15 protein-coding genes are annotated in these 20,681 nt (G+C 73.1%); 10 read left to right on the plus strand and 5 right to left on the minus strand.

All coding sequences use genetic code 11. The features are described 5' to 3' along the window. Positions 1 to 65: 65 nt before the first annotated feature. Positions 66 to 2,141 (minus strand): WD40 repeat domain-containing serine/threonine protein kinase, encoded by a 2,076-nt coding sequence (locus tag OF819_RS26315; RefSeq protein WP_267246138.1) that lies wholly within the window; start codon positions 2,139 to 2,141, stop codon positions 66 to 68. A gap of 176 nt (positions 2,142 to 2,317) precedes the next feature. Between OF819_RS26315 and OF819_RS26320 the strand changes: the two genes are divergently transcribed. Continuing rightward, positions 2,318 to 3,370, plus strand: coding sequence for a DNA-3-methyladenine glycosylase family protein (locus tag OF819_RS26320; RefSeq protein WP_267246139.1), 1,053 nt, complete (start codon positions 2,318 to 2,320; stop codon positions 3,368 to 3,370). A gap of 93 nt (positions 3,371 to 3,463) precedes the next feature. Here OF819_RS26320 and OF819_RS26325 read toward each other — a convergent pair whose 3' ends face one another. The 3 genes from OF819_RS26325 to OF819_RS26335 are packed head-to-tail and all read right to left on the minus strand — an operon-like array spanning position 3,464 to position 6,435. Then, positions 3,464 to 4,867, minus strand: coding sequence for a coenzyme F420-0:L-glutamate ligase (locus OF819_RS26325; RefSeq protein WP_267246140.1), 1,404 nt, complete (start codon positions 4,865 to 4,867; stop codon positions 3,464 to 3,466). Beyond that, positions 4,864 to 5,823, minus strand: a complete 960-nt coding sequence (cofD, locus tag OF819_RS26330; RefSeq protein ID WP_267246141.1) for a 2-phospho-L-lactate transferase — start codon at positions 5,821 to 5,823, stop codon at positions 4,864 to 4,866. The genes OF819_RS26325 and cofD overlap by 4 nt, the downstream gene beginning before the upstream one ends. A gap of 21 nt (positions 5,824 to 5,844) precedes the next feature. After that, positions 5,845 to 6,435, minus strand: coding sequence for a cysteine dioxygenase (locus OF819_RS26335; RefSeq protein WP_267246142.1), 591 nt, complete (start codon positions 6,433 to 6,435; stop codon positions 5,845 to 5,847). 734 nt (positions 6,436 to 7,169) lie between these two features. On the opposite strand from OF819_RS26335, the gene OF819_RS26340 reads away from it, so the two are divergent. The 3 genes from OF819_RS26340 (at position 7,170) to OF819_RS26350 (ending at position 13,323) form a co-directional block, all read left to right on the plus strand. Beyond that, on the plus strand, positions 7,170 to 7,433 hold the full coding sequence (locus tag OF819_RS26340; RefSeq protein ID WP_240139015.1) for a WhiB family transcriptional regulator: 264 nt from the start codon (positions 7,170 to 7,172) through the stop codon (positions 7,431 to 7,433). Positions 7,434 to 7,807: 374 nt separating this feature from the next. After that, positions 7,808 to 11,752: a glycosyltransferase family 2 protein gene (locus tag OF819_RS26345; protein ID WP_267246143.1), complete on the plus strand. Its 3,945-nt coding sequence runs from the start codon at positions 7,808 to 7,810 to the stop codon at positions 11,750 to 11,752. Then, a complete protein-coding gene (locus tag OF819_RS26350) occupies positions 11,749 to 13,323 on the plus strand; it encodes a DUF5719 family protein (protein WP_267246144.1) in 1,575 nt (524 codons plus the stop codon). The genes OF819_RS26345 and OF819_RS26350 overlap by 4 nt, the downstream gene beginning before the upstream one ends. Positions 13,324 to 13,402: 79 nt before the next feature. Here OF819_RS26350 and OF819_RS26355 read toward each other — a convergent pair whose 3' ends face one another. Further along, on the minus strand, positions 13,403 to 13,858 hold the full coding sequence (locus tag OF819_RS26355) for a metallopeptidase family protein (protein ID WP_267246145.1): 456 nt from the start codon (positions 13,856 to 13,858) through the stop codon (positions 13,403 to 13,405). 273 nt (positions 13,859 to 14,131) lie between these two features. On the opposite strand from OF819_RS26355, the gene OF819_RS26360 reads away from it, so the two are divergent. The 6 genes from OF819_RS26360 (at position 14,132) to OF819_RS26385 (ending at position 20,260) form a co-directional block, all read left to right on the plus strand. Next, positions 14,132 to 14,590: a DUF3499 domain-containing protein gene (locus tag OF819_RS26360; protein WP_267246146.1), complete on the plus strand. Its 459-nt coding sequence runs from the start codon at positions 14,132 to 14,134 to the stop codon at positions 14,588 to 14,590. Positions 14,591 to 14,705: 115 nt separating this feature from the next. Further along, the gene (locus OF819_RS26365) at positions 14,706 to 16,067 is read left to right on the plus strand and encodes a phosphomannomutase/phosphoglucomutase (protein ID WP_267246147.1); all 1,362 of its coding nucleotides are present in this window, start codon (positions 14,706 to 14,708) and stop codon (positions 16,065 to 16,067) included. A 175-nt stretch (positions 16,068 to 16,242) separates the two neighbouring features. Next, on the plus strand, positions 16,243 to 16,425 hold the full coding sequence (locus OF819_RS26370) for a Trm112 family protein (protein ID WP_267246148.1): 183 nt from the start codon (positions 16,243 to 16,245) through the stop codon (positions 16,423 to 16,425). A 194-nt stretch (positions 16,426 to 16,619) separates the two neighbouring features. Further along, on the plus strand, positions 16,620 to 17,756 hold the full coding sequence (locus tag OF819_RS26375; RefSeq protein ID WP_267246149.1) for an SIS domain-containing protein: 1,137 nt from the start codon (positions 16,620 to 16,622) through the stop codon (positions 17,754 to 17,756). 175 nt (positions 17,757 to 17,931) lie between these two features. After that, positions 17,932 to 19,122, plus strand: a complete 1,191-nt coding sequence (manA, locus tag OF819_RS26380; protein WP_267246150.1) for a mannose-6-phosphate isomerase, class I — start codon at positions 17,932 to 17,934, stop codon at positions 19,120 to 19,122. Between the two features lie 175 nt (positions 19,123 to 19,297). Further along, a complete protein-coding gene (locus OF819_RS26385) occupies positions 19,298 to 20,260 on the plus strand; it encodes a cation diffusion facilitator family transporter (RefSeq protein ID WP_267246151.1) in 963 nt (320 codons plus the stop codon). Positions 20,261 to 20,681 lie beyond the last annotated feature (421 nt).

The following is a 20,681-nucleotide window of genomic DNA, read 5'->3' on the forward strand; positions in this document are numbered from 1 at the left end:
AGAAGCCAGAAGGGGCAGGGTCGGTCAGATGGCTTGAGGCAGAGCGGCATCTCCGGGACCGTCCTCTACGGCAGTCTCCACAGCTGGACCGAAGGCCCGGCCGCGTCCTCGTTGGGCGCGGGGTTGAGCACGCCCGCCAGGGTCCTGCCGTCCGGGGTGAAGGCGAGGCGGACGATGGCGGCCCGCAGCGGGGTCTTCGGGTCGCCCGCGACCAGGGTGGCGGCGAGCTTCCCGGTGTCCGCGTCCCAGACGCTGACCGTGCGGCCCACGGTGTCGGTCTTCTCGATCTCGATATAGCCGCCGCCGCCCACGACGACCGCCTTGCCCGAAGTCCCGGCGCCGGCGGGCCGGTATGCCGCGCTGCCGAGGTACTCGTGCTGGTCGGCGAGGGTCCTGGTGAGCTTTCCTGAGGCCACGTCCCACAGCTGGACGCCGGGGCCGTTCGCGATGAGGGTCGTGCCGTCGGGGCTGAACGCCACCTCGGAGTAGTTCTTTTCCCCGCCGTCGCGCAGGGTCTTCAGCGAGCGGCCGTTCGCGGTGTTCCACAGCCGGATGCCGCTCTTGCCGACGTCGGCGCCGACGCTGGCGAGGGTCTTGCCGTCCGGGCTGAAGGCGACCCAGTTCATGCTCCCCGTGTGCCCTTCGAGTGTCTCGCGGACCCGCCCCGTGCCCGGGTCCATCAGCTCGATCCGGCTGCCGACGCCCACGGCGAGGGTCTTGCCGTCCGGGCTCATGGCCAGGCAGCTGACATAGTCGAACTCGCCCGTGTACGCGGCGAGTTTTTTCTTCGCGGCCCCGCTGTTCGCGTCCCAGGCCAGCAGTTCCTTGAAGGCGCCGGAGTACAGGGTGGCGCCGTCGGCGCCGAAGGCTGCCGACAGGACGGCATCGGTGTGGCCTTCGCAGGTGAACTTCTCCCGGCCTGCCGTGAGATCCCACAGCTTCAGCGTCTTGTCATAGCCGCCTGTGGCGAGGAACCTTCCGTCCGGGCTGACCGCCAGGCAGTCGATGTCCTCCTCGTGGCCCTTCAGTTCGCCGACGGGCCTGGTGATGTCCCGCTCGGGGCTCTTGCCCGCCTTCGGCTTCTCCTCCGGCTTGCCCTTGGGTTCGGCCGGTGCTCCGTCCTCTGGCCACAGCAGGAAGGCGGCGGGCACGGCGACCGCGGCCGTCGCGGCGGCAAGCCCGCCGAGCAGCACGGAGCGGCGTTGGATCGTACGGCCGCCGACGGGAGCTGTGGCCTGAGGCGGGGTCTTGGGCGGGTACGGCGGCATGGCTGGCGGCATGGGCGGGGGCATGGGCGGGTGCGCGGCCGGTACGGGAGGAGGGGTGGGGGCCGTGACGGCCAGCCGGCGCAGGACCTCGGACGTCGGCGGGCGAGAGGCGGGGTCCTTGGCGAGGCAGTGGCGCACCAGGGTGTGCAGCGGGCCGCCCTCGGCGATGCCGGTCAGTACGGGCGCCTCGCGCGTGACCCGGTGGATGATCGCCGGGACGTTCGACGCGTCGAACGGACCCCGGCCGGTGGCGGCGAACGCGAGCACCGAGCCCAGCGAGAAGACGTCGCTGGCAGGGGTCACCTGGGCGGGGGTGCGGATCTGCTCCGGCGACATATAGGCGTAGGTGCCGATGACGGCGCCCGTATGCGTCATCGGCCCGGCGTCGAGGGCGTGCGCGATTCCGAAGTCGATGATGCGGGGGCCGTCGGCGGCGATGATGACGTTGCCGGGCTTCAAGTCCCGGTGCACGAGGCCGCAGTTGTGGACCGCGGCCAGGCCCTCGGCGATTCCGGCGCCCAGGCGGAGCACGGCATCCGCGGGGAGTGGGCCCTGTGCGGCGATGACCTGCTGGAGCGTCGGCCCGGGGATGTACTCGGCGGCCAGCCAGGGCGATGCGGCCTCGGGGTCGGCGTCGACGATCTGGGCGGTGTGGAACCCTCCCACCCGCCGTGCCGCCTCGACCTCGCGCGCGAAGCGCGCGCGGAACTGCGCGGCGTCTGCCAGCTCCGGCCGGATGACCTTCAACGCGACCTTGCGCCCCGCGGCCGAGGCCGCGAGGAACACCTGCCCCATGCCGCCCGCGCCGAGCCGCCCTTCGAGCTGGTACGGGCCGATGTGCCGGGGGTCCGAGGGGGCCAGTGGCTCTGCCATGGCTAAGCGAATCTTCCAGGTATGCGGGTGATCACAGACGGCATTGAACCATGATCGGACGCACGGGGAAGGCGGTGCCTGACGTTCCCCCGCCCCACGCCCCGTACCCTCGATACCGCACCGCGCACCCCCCGCGCACCCCCGCCCCCGCCCCCGCCCTCGCAAGGACCCCACCCGTGGCAGGACGTTTCTCCCCGAGACCTTCCGGCGGTTCGTGGCATGCCGGTGGTGGGGGGCCGCGGCCCACGCGTACCGCCGTACGCGGCGAGCACACCGGGGTCCCCCGGCCCGCCGTATCCGGGGCACGGCAGCACGGGAGCGCGAAGACGCGCCGGTACACCCCCTCCGGCCCGCTGGATCTCGGCCTGGTGCTCGGGCCGCTGCGCCGCGGGCCCGCCGACCCGACGTTCCGGACGACGGCGGACGGGTCCGTCTGGCGCGCGACCCGCACGCCCGCGGGCCCGGGCACCCTGCGCGTACGGGCCGCGGAGCCCGGCGGGGTGCGGGCCGAAGCCTGGGGCCCGGGGGCGGACTGGCTTCTGGACAGCCTGCCCGCACTGCTCGGCGCGGAGGACGACCCCGACGCCTTCACCCCCCGCCACCGCCTCGTCGCGCTGTCGCAGCGCCGCCGCCCGGGCCTTCGGCTCACCCGCACCGGCCTGGTGCTTGAGTCGCTGATCCCCTCGGTCCTGGAGCAGAAGGTCACCACGGACGAGGCGTACCGCGCCTGGCGGCTGCTGGTGCGCCGCCACGGCGAGCCCGCGCCCGGCCCCGCACCGGAGCGGATGCGGGTGATGCCCGACGCCCGCACCTGGGCCCTGATCCCGTCGTGGGAGTGGCACCGCGCGGGCGTCGACGCCAAGCGTTCCGCCACGGTCCTGCGGGCCGTGCGGGTGGCGGGCCGTCTGGAGGAGGCCGCCGCCATGGACCCGGAGGCGGCCGCCGCCCGGCTGCGGCTCGTCCCCGGCATCGGTCCGTGGACCGCCGCCGAGACGGTCCAGCGCAGCCATGGCGCGCCGGACGCGATCACCGTGGGGGATCTGCATCTGCCGGGCGTCGTCGGCTACGCCCTGGCGGGCGACCGGGACGCCGACGACGCGGCGATGCTGGAGCTCCTCGCCCCGTACGCCGGCCAGCGGCACCGCGCCGCCCGCCTCATCCTGCTCAGCGGCCGCACGCCGCCGCGCCGGCATCCGAAGATGCCCCGCACGGACATCTCCGTACTCTGAGCGACACCCTGAGCGGCAGCTCCGCGCTGAGCGGCAGCTCCGCGCTGAGCGACAGCTCCGCGCTGAGCCGTGCCGCGCTCTGACGGGGAAGGGCTACCGCACCTCGATGAACGCCCCGGGGTCCCGCGCGGGCCGCTCCTTCGGCGGCGCGGCCGGACGTCCCACCGCCACCGCGCCCATCGGGTCCCACTCAGGCGGCAGCCCCAGCACGTCCCGTACGACGTCACGGCAGAACATCGTCGAGGACACCCACGCCGATCCGAGCCGCTCGCCGGCCAGGGCCACCAGGAAGTTCTGCACCGCCGCACCGGCGGCGACCACGAACATCTCCCGCTCCGCGGTGTCCCGGCGCGGGTCGCCGTAGTGGTGCGCCCCGTCCATGACCAGGCAGGGCACCACCAGACAGGGCGCGTTGCGCAGCAGGTCGCCGCGCCGTACGCGCCGGGCGGCGGCTTCCTCGGACCGGCCGTCGCGCCGCAGGTCGGCGATCCAGGCGTCCCGCATGGCGTCCAGCAGCCGCAGCCGCGCCTCGGGCGACTCCAGCAGCACGAACCGCCACGGCGTCGTGTGGTGCGGCGCGGGCGCCGTCACCGCCGCGGCGACGGCCCGCCGCACCGCGCCGGGGTCGACGGGGTCGTCGGTGAACTCGCGGACCGTGCGGCGCAGGGCGACCGCCTCGCGCACCGCCTCCGAGGTCCCCAGCCGGAACATGTCGTCGGCCGCGGCGCGCACCATCGCCCGCGCGCCCCCGGCGTCGGCGTCGGAGGCTTCTGCGGGAGAGGCGACCAGATGGGGCAGTCCCCGTACGACCGCCACCGGCAGCCCGCGGGCCTTGCCCTTGACGAGGTCTCCCGCGGCGGCGAGCTCGTCGGCCGCCGCGGTCACGGTCACGCTCAGCTCGTTGCCGTGCGCATCGGTGCTGCCGCGCAGATCGTCCAGCACCCGTACGCCCGCCGCGCCGATCGCCACATCGGTCAGTCCGTTGCGCCAGGGACGTCCGAAGGTGTCCGTGACGATCACGCCGACGTCGACGCCGAGGGCGTCGCGCAGTCCGTCGCGGATGGCGCGGGCGGAGGCGTCGGGGTCCTCGGGCAGCAGCAGCACCGTCCCGGCGGGGGTGTTGGAGGCGTCGACGCCGGCCGCGGCCATCACCAGGCCCTGCCGGTTCTCCACGATCCGCAGCGCGCCGCGGCGCGCGACGACGCGCACCGTCTCGGCGTCTATCGCCGCCTCCCGGTCTGCGGCCTGGACGATCCGCCCCTCCGCCTTGCTCACGATCTTCGAGGTGACCAGCAGGATGTCGCCGTCCGCGAGGCCGCCGCCCGGGCCAGCGGCGTCGGCGCCTGTGCTGGCGGCGGCGTCTGGGCCCGCGGTGTCGGCGTCCTGGCCAGCGGCGGCGGTGGCGATCAGCTTGGCCAGGTCGTCGCCCTCCCGTACCTCCCCGATGCCCTCAAGGGCCCACACCCGGTACCACGGCGTCGCGCCGTCGCCGCTCATACGCGGGTCTCCTCGGCCAGCGCCAGTGCCTCGCGCGCCATCTGCGCGGCCGCGTCGAGGTCCGTCATCAGCAGCGGCACGGCGCGGCAGCGGATGCCCGCGGCCTCGACGTCGGCGACGGCGTCCGCGTCGGCGGTGTCGACGAGCCAGCCGTCGAGCAGCCCGGAGCCGTAGTGCGCGGCGACGGCCGCGGCCGTCGCCTCCACGCCCACGGCGGCCAGCATCTTGTCGGCCATGCCCCGCACCGGCGTGCCGCCCACGATGGGGGACAGACCGACGACCGGGACGCCCGCCTCGGCGATGGCCTCGCGGATGCCGGGCACGGCGAGGACGGTCCCGATGCTGACGACCGGGTTGGACGGCGGGAAGAGGATGACGTCGGCCGCGGAGACGGCCTCCAGCACTCCGGGTGCGGGCTTGGACTGGTCCGCGCCGACGGGCACGACGGCCTCCGCGACCACGGAGGCCCGCAGCTTCACCCAGTACTCCTGGAAGTGCACGACCTTGCGCCCACCCTCCTCGGCCTGGATGGCGACATGCGTCTCGACGCGGTCGTCGGTCATCGGCAGCAGCCGTACGCCCGGCTTCCAGCGGGCGCACAGCGCCTCGGTGACCGCGCTGAGCGGATAGCCCGCGCCGATCATCTGCGTACGGACGATATGGGTGGCGAAGTCGCGGTCGCCGAGCCCGAACCAGGTCGGCTCGACGCCGTAGGCCGCCAGTTCCTCCTTGACGTGGAAGGTCTCGTCGGCGCGCCCCCAGCCCTGCTCCTCGTTGATGCCGCCGCCGAGCGTGTACATCACCGTGTCGAGGTCGGGGCAGACCTTCAGCCCGAACAGATGGATGTCGTCACCGGTGTTGCCGATGACCGTGATGTCGGCGTCGGGGGCGGCCGCTTTGAGGCCGCGCAGGAAACGGGCGCCGCCGATGCCGCCGGCCAGAACCACAATGCGCATGCAGTGCAGTCTGTCAGGCCGTCAGGCGCGTACGACATCCTGTCCGGGGGCGGCCGGGGCGGCGGCGCACTGTGCGGCGTGAGCGAGGTGCGCGGCGTCGGCGTCGGAATCGGCGTCGTGCATCGGCATCTCGGTCAGCCCGGGGAAGTAGACGTGCAGGCTGACCGCGCCGTCGAGCGAGTCGTTGACGACCTCGTGCGCATAGCCGGGGGCGAACACGCGCTGTGATCCGGCGGCGAGGGTGCGGGCCGTCGTGCGGGACCGTTCGGTCAGCTCGCCCTGGAGGACGGTCAGCACGCCGGAGGACGGGCCGTGGTCGTGCAGTCCGCTGCCCTGCCCGGGCACCCAGGACAGCAGCCACACCTCGTAGCCGGGGCCGGTGCGCAGCCGGTGGTACCAGCGGGAGGCGGCGTCGTACCGGACGAGGGGGGCCCACTGGGCGCGGTCGGCGGCGATGGCGCGGGCGAGGCCGGCGAATTCGGCGACGGTGGCGGGGTGCTCGCGGGCGGGCTGGAGCAGGTGCTGTACGGCGAGGATGTCACCGGCGATCGTCAGGTCGCTCTCGACGACGGTCGGGCCGCCGGGGTGGGCGCTGGTGCTGTTGCTGTTCATGGGGTGCGGGGATTCCTTGGCTGGAGCGCGGTACGGGCGGTGCGCGGATACACGGCAGTCCGAGGTGACGCGGGCGGGACGGGTGGCACGGGTGGGGCCTGTGCGGTGCGCCGTGGTCCCTGCGCGGGGACGTACGGGAGAGCGGGGAGAAAGCCGGAGCGCTGGGGCGTCAACAGCTGGAACAGCAACAGCGAGCCTGGACAGCGGTGCGGAACCCACGGACGTGGGTCGCGGAGTGCGCTGAGGTCGCTGGCATGGGAACAAAGGTGACCGGTTGCTCTGCCAGTGTCAACCCAATGCCCGATTTGGCGGCAATGTTTCACCTCATCCGGTTACCGCATGCGGAGAAAGGTTTGTTCATTCAAGGCCCGGGAGACAGGGGTCGACATGTACGGCAGGCGCGCCCGTAAACGCGGCTGAGGCGTCGTGATCAGACTGTGATCTCGATCGCTTCGGCGGCTCGCGCCGAAACAAGATCGACCCATGGGGCGTCCTTCTCCATGCGAGAAGGGAGATGCGAGCAGGCCGTTGGCATGTGTCACCTTTTTGGTGATTTGCACACTTTCCGCATAGCCTTGGTTCCGCAGAGTGAATACCGCGCCCGATAGCAGATCCCGGCTTGACTGGCTCGGAGCACCGCACTTGTAATTTCACTCGTGTCGTTCGGCCGAGATCGATGACGGCGAACATCGACGGCAACATCACGGGGACGCGAAGACAGACGAGGGGCGCACATGACCGAGCTGTTCCATCAACTGCTCGTCGAAGACGCGGACGAGGAACTCGGCTGGCAGGAGCGCGCCTTGTGCGCGCAGACCGACCCCGAGTCCTTCTTCCCCGAGAAGGGCGGCTCCACCCGCGAGGCCAAAAAAGTCTGCCTCGCCTGCGAAGTCCGGTCCGAATGCCTTGAATACGCCCTGGCCAACGACGAGCGGTTCGGCATCTGGGGCGGGCTCTCGGAGCGGGAGCGGCGGCGGCTGAAGAAAGCCGCCGTCTGAGGCATTCCACCGCATTCCGCGCTGCACTGGCCATAGTTCCGCGGAAGCGGACGTAACGGCAGCCTGTCGGCAGTCGGGACCGCCCGCCGGCGGAGCGCCGCGGGGCCGGAGCCGTACGACCCCGGTCCGCACCCGGCCCCCGCGCAGACGGCCCCGCGGGCAACCGCACCGGCACGCACGCCGACAAGCACACCCCGGCAAGCACACCGGCACACCGGCAAGCAGAGACAAACCCATATGTGAACGACGGTCCGCCGACTGCACCCTCCAGCAGTCGGCGGACCCCTGTGCCACCAGCCGTTAGTGTGGGCATCCGTCCACGACGCTCCACCGCCCCACGGGGCGACCCCGCCCGGCCGGAGGGCCCCTACCCGATGTCCGCCACCACAGCCGCGTTCAACCCCCCGCAGCAGCCCGAGTTCCCGCGGCACGTCGTCACCGCTGTGCTCGTCTCCCACGACGGCGCACGCTGGCTCCCCGACGCCCTCGCCGGCCTCGTCGGCCAGGAACGTCCCGTGCAGAACGTCATCGCCGCCGACACCGGCAGCGCCGACGACTCCGCGCAGCTCGTCGCCGACGCCATCGGCCCCGGCCGCGTCCTCCACCTCGCCCGCCGCACCGGCTTCGGCGCCGCCGTCGACGAAGCCGTGCGCACCGCGCCCGTCCTCACCCCCGAGGACCTCCCCTACCTCAAGCGCCCCAGCGGCTGGGACCCCGTCAGCAGGACCTGGCGCGACGACACCTACGACATGCCGGAACTCCCCCATGGCGAACCCGTCCAGTGGCTCTGGCTCCTCCACGACGACTGCGCACCCGAACCCGACGCCCTCGCCGAACTCCTGCGCGTCGCCGACAACGACGCACACGCCGCCGTCATCGGCCCCAAACTCCGCGGCTGGTACGACCGCAAGCAACTCCTCGAAGCCGGCGTCTCCATCGCCAACAGCGGCCGCCGCTGGACCGGACTCGACCGCCGCGAACAGGACCAGGGCCAGCACGACCAGATCCGAAGCGTCCTGTCCGTCTCCACCGCCGGCATGCTCATCCGCCGCGACGTGTACGAACAACTCGGCGGCTTCGACCGCCGGCTGCCCCTCATGCGCGACGACGTCGACCTGTGCTGGCGCGCCCACAACGCGGGCCACAGCGTCCTCATCGCCCCAGACGCCGTCCTCCGCCACGCCGAAGCGGCCTCCCGCGAACGCCGCACCGTCGACTGCGCCGGACGCTCGGCCACCAGCCCCCACCACATCGACAAAGCCGGGGCCGTCTACACCCTCCTCGCCAACACCCGCGGCATCGCCCTGCCCTGGGTGTTCGCCCGCATCGTCCTCGGCACCCTGCTGCGCACCCTCTTCTACCTCGTCGGCAAGGTCCCCGGACAAGCGGTCGACGAAATCAGAGGACTCCTCGGCACCCTGCTGCGACCCGAGCGAATCATCGCCGCCCGCCGCAGACGCGCCAAGACCGGCAGAGCCGTCCCCGCCTCCGAACTCCGCCCCCTCTTCCCGCCGCCCGGCGCGACCGTCCGCGCCACCGTCGAACAGTTCGCCGGCAGCCTCGGCAGCGGCTCCGACGCCGACGCCGGCGGATCCCGCCACGGCGCCGTCGAGAGCGGACCCGGCGGCGACGACGCCGACTACCTCGAAGTCGAACAGTTCGCCCGGCTGAAGAAGATCGCACGCAAACCCGCACCCGTCCTCTTCGCCCTGCTCCTCCTCGCATCGCTCATCGCCTGCCGCGACCTCCTCGGCGGCGGCTCCCTCGCCGGCGGCGCACTGCTGCCCGCGCCGCCCGACGTGGCCGACCTCTGGAGCCGCTACACCGACCACTGGCACCCCGTCGGCACCGGCGGCACCCAGACCGCACCCCCCTACCTCGCCGTCCTCGGCGCACTCTCCGCGCTCTTCCTCGGCTCCACCGGCCTCGCCCTCACCGTCCTGCTCGTCTGCTCGGTGCCGCTGGCCGGACTCACCGCGTACTTCGCCTCCCGACCCCTCGTCGAATCCCGGCTGCTGCGCGCCTGGGCGAGCATCGCGTACGCCTTCCTGCCCGCCGCCACCGGCGCGCTGGCCACCGGCCGTCTCGGCACCGCCGTCCTCGCCGTCCTGCTGCCGCTCATCGCCCGCGCCGCCGTCGCCGCCCACGGACTGCGCGCCGCCCCGGCCGACCACGGCCCCGGCACACGCGGCAGCTGGCGCGCCACCTGGGCCTACGCCCTGCTGCTCACCCTCGCCATGGCCTTCACGCCCATCGTGTGGCCGCTGGCCCTGGTGCTCGGCATCGCCGTCCTCATCCTGCGCCGCCGAGACCTCACCGCCTACGGACTGCGCTTCGTCGCCGCCCTCGGCACCCCGCTCCTCGTCCTCGCCCCCTGGTCCCTCACCCTGCTGACCAACCCCTCCGCCTTCCTCGCCGAAGCCGGGCTCGACTACGCGACCGGGCCCGCCGGCACCCTCGACCTGCTCGGCATCAGCCCCGGCGGCCCCAAGACGGTCGGCGGCGTCGTCCTCATCGGCATCGTGCTCGCCGCGCTCGCCGCCCTGCTGCGCGAAGAACGCCAGTTCGCGATCCGCACCGCCTGGGCGGCGGCCCTCGCCGGACTCGTCCTCGCCGTCGTCCTCAACGGCGCCGACCGCGCGTGGGCGGGCCCCGCCACCCTCGTCTACGGCCTCGCCCTGCTCACCGCCGCCGTCCTCGGCGCGGAAGGCGGCCGCACCCGCGTCGCCGCCCAGAACTTCGGCTGGCGGCAGCCCGTCGCCGTCCTCATCGCCCTCGCCGCGGCACTCGGCCCCCTCGCCGCGGCCGCCAACTGGATGCTCAGCGGCGCCGCGGGCCCCCTCGAACGCCGCGACCCCGTGCAGGTGCCCGCCTTCGTCGCCGAAGAGAGCGGCACCCGCGACCAGCCCCGCACCCTCGTCCTCGGCGGCGACTCGCCCGGCACCGTCCCCTACACCCTCGTCCGCGGCTCCGGCGCCCGCCTCGGCGACGCCGAACTGGCCGCGAGCGGCGGCAGCGACCCACGCCTCGACGCCGTCGTCGCCGGACTCGTCGCCGGCTCCGGCGCCGACCAGACCAGCCAGCTCAGCGGATTCGCCATCCGGTACGTCCTGGTGCGCGACGGGGCGCCCCGCCAGACCGCCCGCGTCCTTGACGCCACCCCCGGCCTCACCCGGCTCAGCCAGCTCGACGGCAGCGCCCTGTGGCGCGTCGACCGGCAGGTCGCCCGCGCCGTCATCGTCGCCGGCGAGGAGGACCCGCTGCCCGTCGCCTCCGACCCCGTCGAGGCCCGCGCCGACATCCCCGACGGACCGGGGGGCCGCATCCTGCGTATCGCGGACCACGCGGCGGACGGCTGGCAGGCCACCCTCGACGGAAAGCCGCTGGAGAAGACCGTCGTCGACGGCTGGGCCCAGGGCTTTGAACTCCCCGCCGAAGGCGGCCGCCTCCATCTGACCTACGCCGACCCGGTCACCCACACGGCATGGATCTGGACCCAGGGCGCGCTCGCGCTGCTGCTGCTGATCCTCGCCCTGCCCGGGAGGCGCCGGGAGATCGACGACGACCTCCCGGACGAGGAGGAGCTCACGGCCCTGGCCGCGCCGCAGCCCGCCGACGGCGAGGGGCGGCGCGCGCGGCGACTGCGTGCCACGGCCGCGGTTTCCGCTGCGGCAGGGGCGGCAGGCGTTCCGGCGGACGACGGGACCGCAGACCACGCCGCCGCCGCGCCGCGCGTACCGCGGCAGCACTCCGATGAACCCGACCCGTACAGGTCGGCGCCCGAGCAGCAGCGCGGCGCATGGGAGACCGCGGACGCCGGTCCGGACGCCGATCCGGCGTACAGCGGGGCGCCGCAGGGCGACCAGCCGCACCGCGGCGGGCAGTTCGGCGAGCAGCAGTACGACGGCCAGTACGGCGAGCAGCAGTACGACGGCCAGTACGGCGAGCAGCAGTACGGCGACCCGTACGCGGCCGCGCAGCCGCTCCGCGACACGGGCCAGTACGGCTCCGAGGCGTACGGCTCGACCGCGTACGACTCCGGCGCGTACGGCTCCGAGGCGTCCGAGACGTCCGAGGCGCACGCCCAGCAGCAGTACCAGGCCGACCCGTACCAGCAGCAGCCGGACCCCTACGGGCAGTACCCGCACGAGCCCTATGCCCAGGACCAGTACGGACAGGACCAGTACGGGCAGCAGGACCAGTTCCAGCAGGGCCAGTACGACCCCTACTCCTACGGGCAGCCGCACCAGCACCCCGACGACACCCACGGCCAGGGGCAGTGGCCCACCGGCAACACACCGCGAGGCGAGTCAGAGTGAAGCGCACCACCATCTCCCTGATCGCGGCGAGCGCCGCGCTGGCCGCGATCACCGGATTCGCCACGCTGACCGCGCCCGGAAAGGACGGATCACCCGCTCCGTCGGCCGCCCCCGCCCGGCTGCCCGTCGAACGCTCCAGCCTGCTCTGCCCCGCGCCCAGCGCCTCGGAGGTCGCCGAGACCGCGTACACCTCCTTCACCCCGTCGGGCGGAGCCCCCGCCCCCACGGGTGAGGACGGCGGGAGCGGGCCGGCGACGGCCGAACTGAGGCCGTCCGCTACCGCGCTGGCCGACGCCGGGGACAGCCCCAAGGCCGACAAGAAGGGCGAGCCGGAGGGAGAGGCGACGGGCGGGGCGAAGGAGCCGCCGCAGGGCAAGCCCGTGCTCACGCTCAAGGAGCCCGGCAAGCCCGTGACGGCCGAGGCGAGCGGCGCGGACGCCCCCGCGCTCATCGGCACCGCCACCGGACGCTTCGCCCCCGGCTGGACCGCCCAGCAGACCACCAAGGTCACCGCGGGCAGCGGCCGCGGCCTGCTCGGCGTCAGCTGCACCGCGCCGGACACCGACTTCTGGTTTCCCGGCGCTTCCACAGGCGAGGAGCGCCGCGACTATGTCCACCTCACCAACCCGGATGAGACCGCGGCCGTCGTCGACATCGAGCTCTACGGGGAGGAGGGCCGGCTCAAGAGCACGCTGAGCGAGGGAATCCCGGTGCCGGCGGGCGCCAGCGTCCCCGTGCTGCTGTCCACGCTGACCGCCGAACGCGCCGTCGATGTGACGGTGCATGTGACCACCCGCACCGGCCGGGTGGGGGCCGTGGTGCGGGCCGCCGACGAGAACACCGGAAGCGACTGGCTGAGCGCCTCCGCCGACCCCTCCGCCACCGCCGTGCTGCCGGGCATCCCCAAGGACGCCGTGTCGGTGCGGCTGGTCGCCTTCGCGCCCGGTGAGAGCGATGCGGAGCTGAAGATCCAGCTCGCGGGCCCGGACGGGCTCTTCACCCCGGCCGGCAGCGAGAGCCTGCACGTCAAGTCGGGGATGACCGCGAGTGCCGACCTGCAGAACGTCACCAGGGGCGAGGCGGGGTCGCTGGTCCTCAGCCCCGCGGAGGGGCGGCCTGCGACCCCCGTGGCCGCCGCCCTGCGGGTCGTCCGCGGCAAGGGCGACAAGCAGGAGATCGCCTTCATCCCGGCGACCGCGCCGGTGGGGGAGCGGGCCGCCGTCGCAGACAACAGGGCGAAGGGCTCCACCCTGTCCCTGACGGCGCCCGGCGCGGACGCCAAGGTCAGGGTGACGGCTTCGGCGGGGACGGAAGGAGGGTCGGAGACCGTCAAGACGTACGACGTCAAGGGCGGCACGACGCTCTCGGTCACCCCGCCGGTCCCACCGGGCCTCAAGGGGGCGTATGCGCTCACCGTCGAGACGGAATCGGGCGGTCCGGTGCATGCGGCGCGTATGCTGGAGCAGCCGGAGGACGGCATCCCGATGTTCACGGTGCAGACGCTGCCGTATGACGAGGGGACGGTGGCGGTGCCCCGGGCGGAGCAGGACCTCTCGGTGCTCGACGACTGACGGACGCCGGCCCTGACCGACGGACGCCGGCCCTGACTGACGGACGCCGGCCCTGACTGACGGACGCCGGCCGTGGATGTCAGTCCTGGCCGTAGCGCGGGTCCACCGACTCCGGGGCCAGCCCCAGCAGCTCCGCCACCTGCTCCACGACGACCTCGTGCACCAGGAGGGCCCGCTCGTCCCGGTTCTTCGTCCGGATCTCGACCGGTCGGCGGTAGATCACAATCCGCGCCGGCCGGTCCTTCCCGGCGGGTGTCATACCGCCCAGCGGCACGGACGCCTCCGGCGCGCCCGGCACCTCCAGCACCAGAAAGTCGACGTCGGCCAGCTGCGGCCAGCGCCGTTCCAGCCGCTCCACCGAGTCCTGGACCAGATCGCGGAATGTCTCGGCGCGGCTGGCGGCGAGCGGGACCTGGGGCGGAGCGACCGGTCCGCGCATACCGCGCCCATGGCGGTCGCGTCGGCGCGGCCGCGGATCGGCCGGACGGGAGGAGGAGGCCCCCGCGGCCGGGGGAGGAGGCACAGGACTGTCCATCACTGACGCAGCGTAACTCTCCCCGCGGGGCGGCGTTCCGGCTTGCGCCCCGGTGAGGGTGGTTGTCGGCAATTGAACGATCCGGCCAGGCTTTGGCTCGATTGTTTATCGCGCCACGACCGTCACTCTCTTCGTGATTGACCTTATTCGGCCCCCGTCATGACCGGTTCGTGACGCCCTCTTCTTCTGTTCCGTCCCTGAATCGCAGGTCAGCAAGGACCCTTCGGAGGGCCGTATGCGGCATCTCACAGCGCGACACGGGCGAGTGACCTGGTGGAGAGTCGTCGCAGCCCGCTCAAGAGTGCGGTACCGTCCAACGTCGTGAGCCCTGTACGTCGCTGTTCGCGCACCGCGTGCGGCCGCCCTGCCGTCGCGACGCTGACGTACGTCTATGCCGACTCGACCGCGGTCCTCGGCCCGCTCGCCACCTACGCCGAGCCCCACTGCTACGACCTGTGCGCCGAGCACAGCGAGCGGCTCACCGCCCCGCGCGGCTGGGAGGTCGTACGGCTCACCGACGGCTCTGCTCCGCCCCGCCCCAGCGGCGACGACCTCGAAGCGCTCGCCAACGCCGTACGGGAAGCGGCGCGCCCCCAGGGACGCGCCGCCGAAGCCGGTGGCCCCGGTGGATCCGGCGGACCCGGCGCGCAGAACGGCAGCCGCCGCACGGCGGACCCCATGGAGGTCGCGCGCCGCGGGCATCTGCGGGTCCTGCGCTCCCCCGACTCCTGACGCCTCCCGCTCTTCTCCTGCTCCTGACGCCCGCGGCTCCTGACGCCCGCGGCTCCTGATGTCCGCCCGGCCCGGTAGCTTTGGGCGGACCGATGAGTTTCAGGAGGGGTGGCCGGTGGCTGTCGATCTGTCGCAGATTGTGAAGGCGTACGACGTACGCGGGGTGGTGCCGGATCAGTGGGACGAGAGCCTCGCGGAGCTGTTCGGCGCGGCGTTCGTCCAGGTCACCGAGGCCGCCGCGATCGTCGTCGGCCATGATATGCGGCCCTCGTCGCCGGGTCTTTCCGCGGCCTTCGCCCGGGGCGCCGCCGCCCGCGGCGCGGATGTCACGCTGATCGGGCTGTGCTCCACGGACCAGCTGTACTTCGCCTCGGGGCGGCTGGGCCTGCCCGGCGCGATGTTCACGGCGTCCCACAACCCCGCCCAGTACAACGGCATCAAGATGTGCCGCGCGGGCGCGGCCCCCGTGGGCCAGGACAGCGGTCTCGCCGAGATCCGGGCGCTCGTGGAGCAGTGGGCGCGGCAGGGCGCCCCGGCCCCCGTCGCACAGCCCGGCTCGATGACCGAGCGGGACACCCTGGACGAGTACGCCGCGCATCTGCTGTCGCTGGTGGACCTGGGGTCGATGCGGCCGCTGAAGGTGGTCGTCGACGCGGGCAACGGCATGGGCGGGCACACCGTCCCCACCGTCTTCAAGGCCCTCCCCGTCACTCTGGTGCCGATGTACTTCGAGCTGGACGGCACTTTCCCCAACCACGAGGCCAACCCGCTGGACCCCGCCAACATCGTCGACCTCCAGGCCCGCGTCCGGGCCGAGGGCGCCGACCTGGGCGTGGCCTTCGACGGCGACGCCGACCGCTGCTTCGTCGTGGACGAGCGCGGCGAGGGCGTCTCCCCGTCGGCGATCACGGCGCTCGTCGCCGCGCGGGAGCTGGCCAAGCACCCCGGCGGCACCGTGATCCACAACCTGATCACCTCCTGGTCGGTCCCCGAGGTGGTGCGGGAGAACGGCGGCGTCCCCGTCCGCACCCGCGTGGGTCACTCCTTCATCAAGGAGGAGATGGCCCGCGCCGGTGCGATTTTCGGCGGCGAGCACTCGGCTCACTACTACTTCCGGGACTTCTGGAACGCCGATACGGGCATGCTGGCGGCGCTGCACGTGCTGGCGGCCCTCGGCTCCCAGGAGGGCCCGCTGTCCCGGCTCGTGGCCCAGTACGACCGGTACACCGGCTCCGGTGAGATCAACTCGACGGTCGCCGATCAGGCAGGCCGCACCGCGGCGGTCAAGGAGGCGTTCGCGGCGCGCGACGGCGCGACGGTCGACGAGCTGGACGGGCTGACCGTGGCGACCGCGGACTGGTGGTTCAACCTGCGCCCCTCGAACACGGAGCCTCTGCTGCGGCTGAATGTGGAGGCACGGGACGAGGCCACGATGGCCAAGGTCCGCGACGAGGTGCTGGCACTGGTCCGCGCCTGAAAGAAGCGGCCGCGGCGGGCAGGCTCCCCCCGCGGCCGTCTTCAACGCGCTGCACTCCGGTCCCCGGAGGTAGGCTGACGTGGCTCGACGCATACGACGTGATGCATACGACGTGTCGCATACGACGTGACCCTTGTGAACGTGACGCTTGTGAACCTGAAGGGACATCCTCGCCATGCCGCTTGACGCCGGCCTTCTGGAGATCCTCGCCTGCCCGGCCTGCCACGCTCCCCTGAGCGACCGCACGGCGGCCGACGAACCCGAGCTGATCTGCACCGGCGACGACTGCGGCCTGGCCTACCCGGTACGGGACGACATCCCGGTCCTCCTCGTCGACGAGGCGCGCCGCCCGGCGTAACCGCGCCCCCGCGTGCCCGTGCAGGGTGGAGCCGGCCGCCTCACGCGTACGCCTCACGGAGAGCTCAGGCCAGCGCATCACCGTACAACTGCCAGACAACTGCCAGCACAACCGCACAGAAGCACGCGAAACGTGTCAGTACGCGTCTTACGTACGCGCACGGCACACGCGACGGCGATCGGAGGCCCACCCTCATGCTCGACGAGTCGCTCCTCGACGACCCGGACGCCCTGGCCCGCGCCGATCGCCGGGGTCTGCTGCGGGGCGCGGCGGAAGCCGGGGCACGGGTGCGCACCGCCGCCCTGCACGCCGCCGAAGCGGGCATCGCGGAGCTGAGGCCGGAGGGCCGCCCGCGCGCCCTGCTGGTCGCGGGACCCGGCACCGCCGCCACCGGCGTCGCCGATCTGGTCGGCGCGCTCGCGGGCACGTCCGCTCCCGTCATCCGGCTTCACCCCACCGGCGTCGCCCCCGCCGCCGGCGCCCTGCGGTGGGTGCTCCCAGGCTGGACCAGCTCCGTCGACCTCCTGCTGATCCCCACCGCCGACGGCACCGAGCCCGGCCTCGCCGTCCTCGCCGAGCAGGCCTACCGGCGCGGCTGCACCGTCGTCGCCGTCGCCCCCCAGCGCTCCCCGCTCTCCGAGGCCGTCGGCGGCAGACACGGCCTGGTGGTGCCGATGGCCACCGCCCCGCACGAGTACGACGAGACCCAGGCCGCCGCCAGCCCCGGCGCGCTATGGGCGCTGTTCACGCCGCTGCTGGCGCTGCTGGACCGGGTAGGGCTGCTGGACGCGCCGCACGACGCGCTGGCGAAGGTGGCCGACCGGCTCGACCGCACGGCGGAGAAGTGCGGCCCGGCGATCGTCACCTACGACAACCCGGCCAAGACGCTCGCCGCCGAACTCGCCGACAGTCTGCCGCTCATCTGGACGGAGGGCGTCGGCGCGGCGCCCGCGGGCCGCCGCTTCGCCGCCGTCCTGGCCGAACTCGCCGGGCGTCCCGCCCTCGCCGCCCAGCTGCCCGAGGCGCTGCCGTCCCATGCCGTGCTGCTCGCGGGGGACCTGGCGGCGGGCGCAAATCCGGAGGACTTCTTCCGGGACCGGGTGGAGGAGCAGCAGGTGCTGCGGGCGCGGGTCGTGCTGCTGCGCGACCGGCCCGCCGACGGGCTGACCGCCGCGCCCGCCGCGCGGGAGCTGGCGCTCAGCCATGACACCCCGATCAGCGAACTCGAACCGGAGGAGGGCGGCGAACTGGAGTCGATCGCCGAGCTCCTCGCCGTCACGGACTTCGCCGCGGTGTATCTGGCGCTTACCGACTCGTACGACCGCTCGTAACCCGAAAGGGGGACGCTGCGCTGCGCTCCTCGTGCTTGCGCCGCGCGATGACCATCATCGCGTGCGTATAGAGATGCGTATAGAGACCTGAGCACCGGGCCCCTGGCACCGGGCCTGAGCACCGGGCCGCCGAGCCACCGAGTACCTGCACCGAGACCGAGAACCGGGAAGTTCCATGGACCGCCTCTCCAACACCGTGCGCCCCTACGCCTGGGGGTCCACGACCGCCATCCCGGAGCTCCTCGGGGTCGCCCCCACCGGTGAGCCCCAGGCCGAGATGTGGATGGGCGCGCACCCCGGAGCCCCCTCCCGCCTCACCCGCAACGACGTCGAGCACCCCCTCTCCGAAGTCATCGCCGCCGACCCCGCGGGCGAACTCGGCACGGCCGCGGTCGAGAAGTTCGGTCCGCGCCTTCCCTTCCTCCTCAAGCTGCTGGCCGCCGGAGCGCCGCTGTCCCTCCAGGTCCACCCGGACCTGGCACAGGCCCGGGAGGGGTACGCCGCCGAGGAGCGCGCGGGCATCCCCGTCGACGCCCCCCACCGCAACTACAAGGACCCACAGCACAAGCCGGAGCTGATCTGCGCGCTGACGCCCTTCGACGGGCTGTGCGGCTTCCGCGAACCGGTCGTCTCCGCCGATCTGCTCGCCGCCCTCGACGTCGATTCGCTCAAGCCGTACGTGGACCTCCTCCACGCCCACCCCGAGGAGGCCGCGCTCCGGGAGGTGCTGACCGCGGTCCTGACCGCGGACCCCGAGCAGATGGCCGCCACCGTCGCCGCGGCCGCCGCCTCGGCGGAGCGCCTCGGCGGAGAACACGCCCCGTATGTCGCGCTCGCCCACCACTACCCCGGCGACCCCGGTGTGATCGCCGCCATGCTGCTCAATCACGTCAGGCTGCAGCCCGGCGAAGCCATGTTCCTGGGCGCCGGAGTGCCGCACGCCTATCTGAGCGGCCTCGGCGTGGAGATCATGGCCAACTCCGACAACGTCCTGCGCTGCGGACTCACCCCGAAACACGTCGATGTGCCCGAACTGCTGCGCATCGTCCGCTTCGAAGCCGGCGACCCGGGCATTCTCCGGCCGGAGGAGTCACCCTCCGGGGAAGAGGTCTACGACACCCCGGTCGACGAGTTCCGGCTCTCGCGCTATGTCCTCGCCCCGGGTGCCGCGCCCCGCGACCTGACCGCCCGCACCCCGCAGATCCTGCTGTGCACGGCAGGCCGGGCAGCCGCGGGCGACCTCGTGCTCGGGCCGGGGGAGTCCGTGTTCGTGCCGGCCGGCGAGGGTGTGCACCTCTCGGCTGCGGCGCAGGGAGACGCCGGGGCTGCCGGCGGCACGGTCTTCCGGGCCACAGTGGTCGCCTGACACGCCGCGCCGCCGTCCGGCGCCGCCCTCCGGCGCCGCGGCTCCCGCTGTGGCGCCGCAACCCGTGCTGCAACAATGACGCACCGCCAACGCCGGGCACTGCAGCCCCGGAGGGCCGGGCACTGACGTCCCGGAAGGCGGCAGCCGCATCGCATGAAGGGACACACCGACACATATGAGCGCGTCAGGCGGAACCAAGGCGATCGTGGCGGCACTCACCGCCAACCTCGCGATCGCGGTAGCGAAGTTCGTTGCGTTCCTCTTCAGCGGCTCTTCGTCGATGCTGGCTGAGAGCGTCCACTCGGTCGCCGACTCCGGCAACCAGGGGCTGCTGCTCCTCGGCGGCAAGAAGGCCAAGCGCGAGGCGACCCCGCAGCACCCCTTCGGGTACGGCCGGGAGCGCTATATCTACGCCTTCCTGGTCTCCATCGTCCTGTTCTCGGTCGGCGGCATGTTCGCCATCTACGAGGGCTACGAGAAGATCAGGCACCCGCACGAGATCGAACACTGGTACTGGCCGGTCGGCGTCCTCATCTTCGCGATCATCGCGGAGACGTTCTCCTTCCGCACGGCCATCAAGGAGTCCAACGAAGTCCGGGGCAAGCTCTCCTGGAAGGAGTTCGTCCGCCGGGCGAAGGCTCCCGAACTGCCCGTCGTCCTGCTGGAGGACCTCGGCGCGCTGGTCGGCCTGGTCCTGGCGCTCGGCGGCGTCGGCCTCGCCCTGGCGACCGGCAATGGCGTCTGGGACGGCATCGGAACCCTGTGCATCGGCGTCCTGCTCATCCTCATCGCCCTCGTCCTCGCAGCTGAGACCAAGTCCCTGCTGCTGGGCGAGGCGGCCGGGGCGGAGGACGTCGAGAAGATCAAGACGGCCCTGGTGGACGGCGACAGCGTCACCCGCATCATCCACATGCGCACACTGCACCTCGGCCCGGAGGAGCTGCTGGTCGCCGCGAAGATCGCGGTGCAGCACGACGACACGGCGGCCGAGGTCGCCGCCGCGATCAACGCGGCCGAGGACCGCATCCGCGCCGCCGTCCCGATCGCCCGCGTGATCTACCTGGAGCCGGACGTCTACGACGAGACCATCGCGGCGGGCGGCGCCCCGGCCCAGGCCCCCGGCGGCGCAGGCCGCTGACACGCGCGGAGCGCGCCGCACCCGGGCAACCGGTCGGCCGTCCGGCGGGACGGCCGACCGGAACCGCTGTCGGACATCCCAGACGGTCTGATGTCTCGCGGACGGTCTGAATCTCGCAGGCTGGCTGGATCTCGCAGACCGGCCGGATCCAGGCCCGGGCGGGCTGGGGCGGGCCCGGCCGGTCGGTGTAGATTCGTGGCGGAGTCAGACGTCGCTGCTGATGGCGGTCGGGCGGTCCCGGAGCGGGCCGACCGAGGGAGAGAGGGCCTCCGACGGACTGAGCTGCGGTCGATGCCCGGGCATTCGTATGCTCGTCTCGCCGCATAGCCAGCCGTACCCACCTCGACCCCAATGACGAGGAGCAGTTCGCATGTCGACTGTCGCCAATGGCAAGGACTTCAAGGTCGCCGACCTTTCCCTC

It is taken from the genome of Streptomyces sp. PR69 (genome assembly GCF_026420845.1).
Taxonomy (GTDB): Bacteria; Actinomycetota; Actinomycetes; order Streptomycetales; family Streptomycetaceae; genus Streptomyces.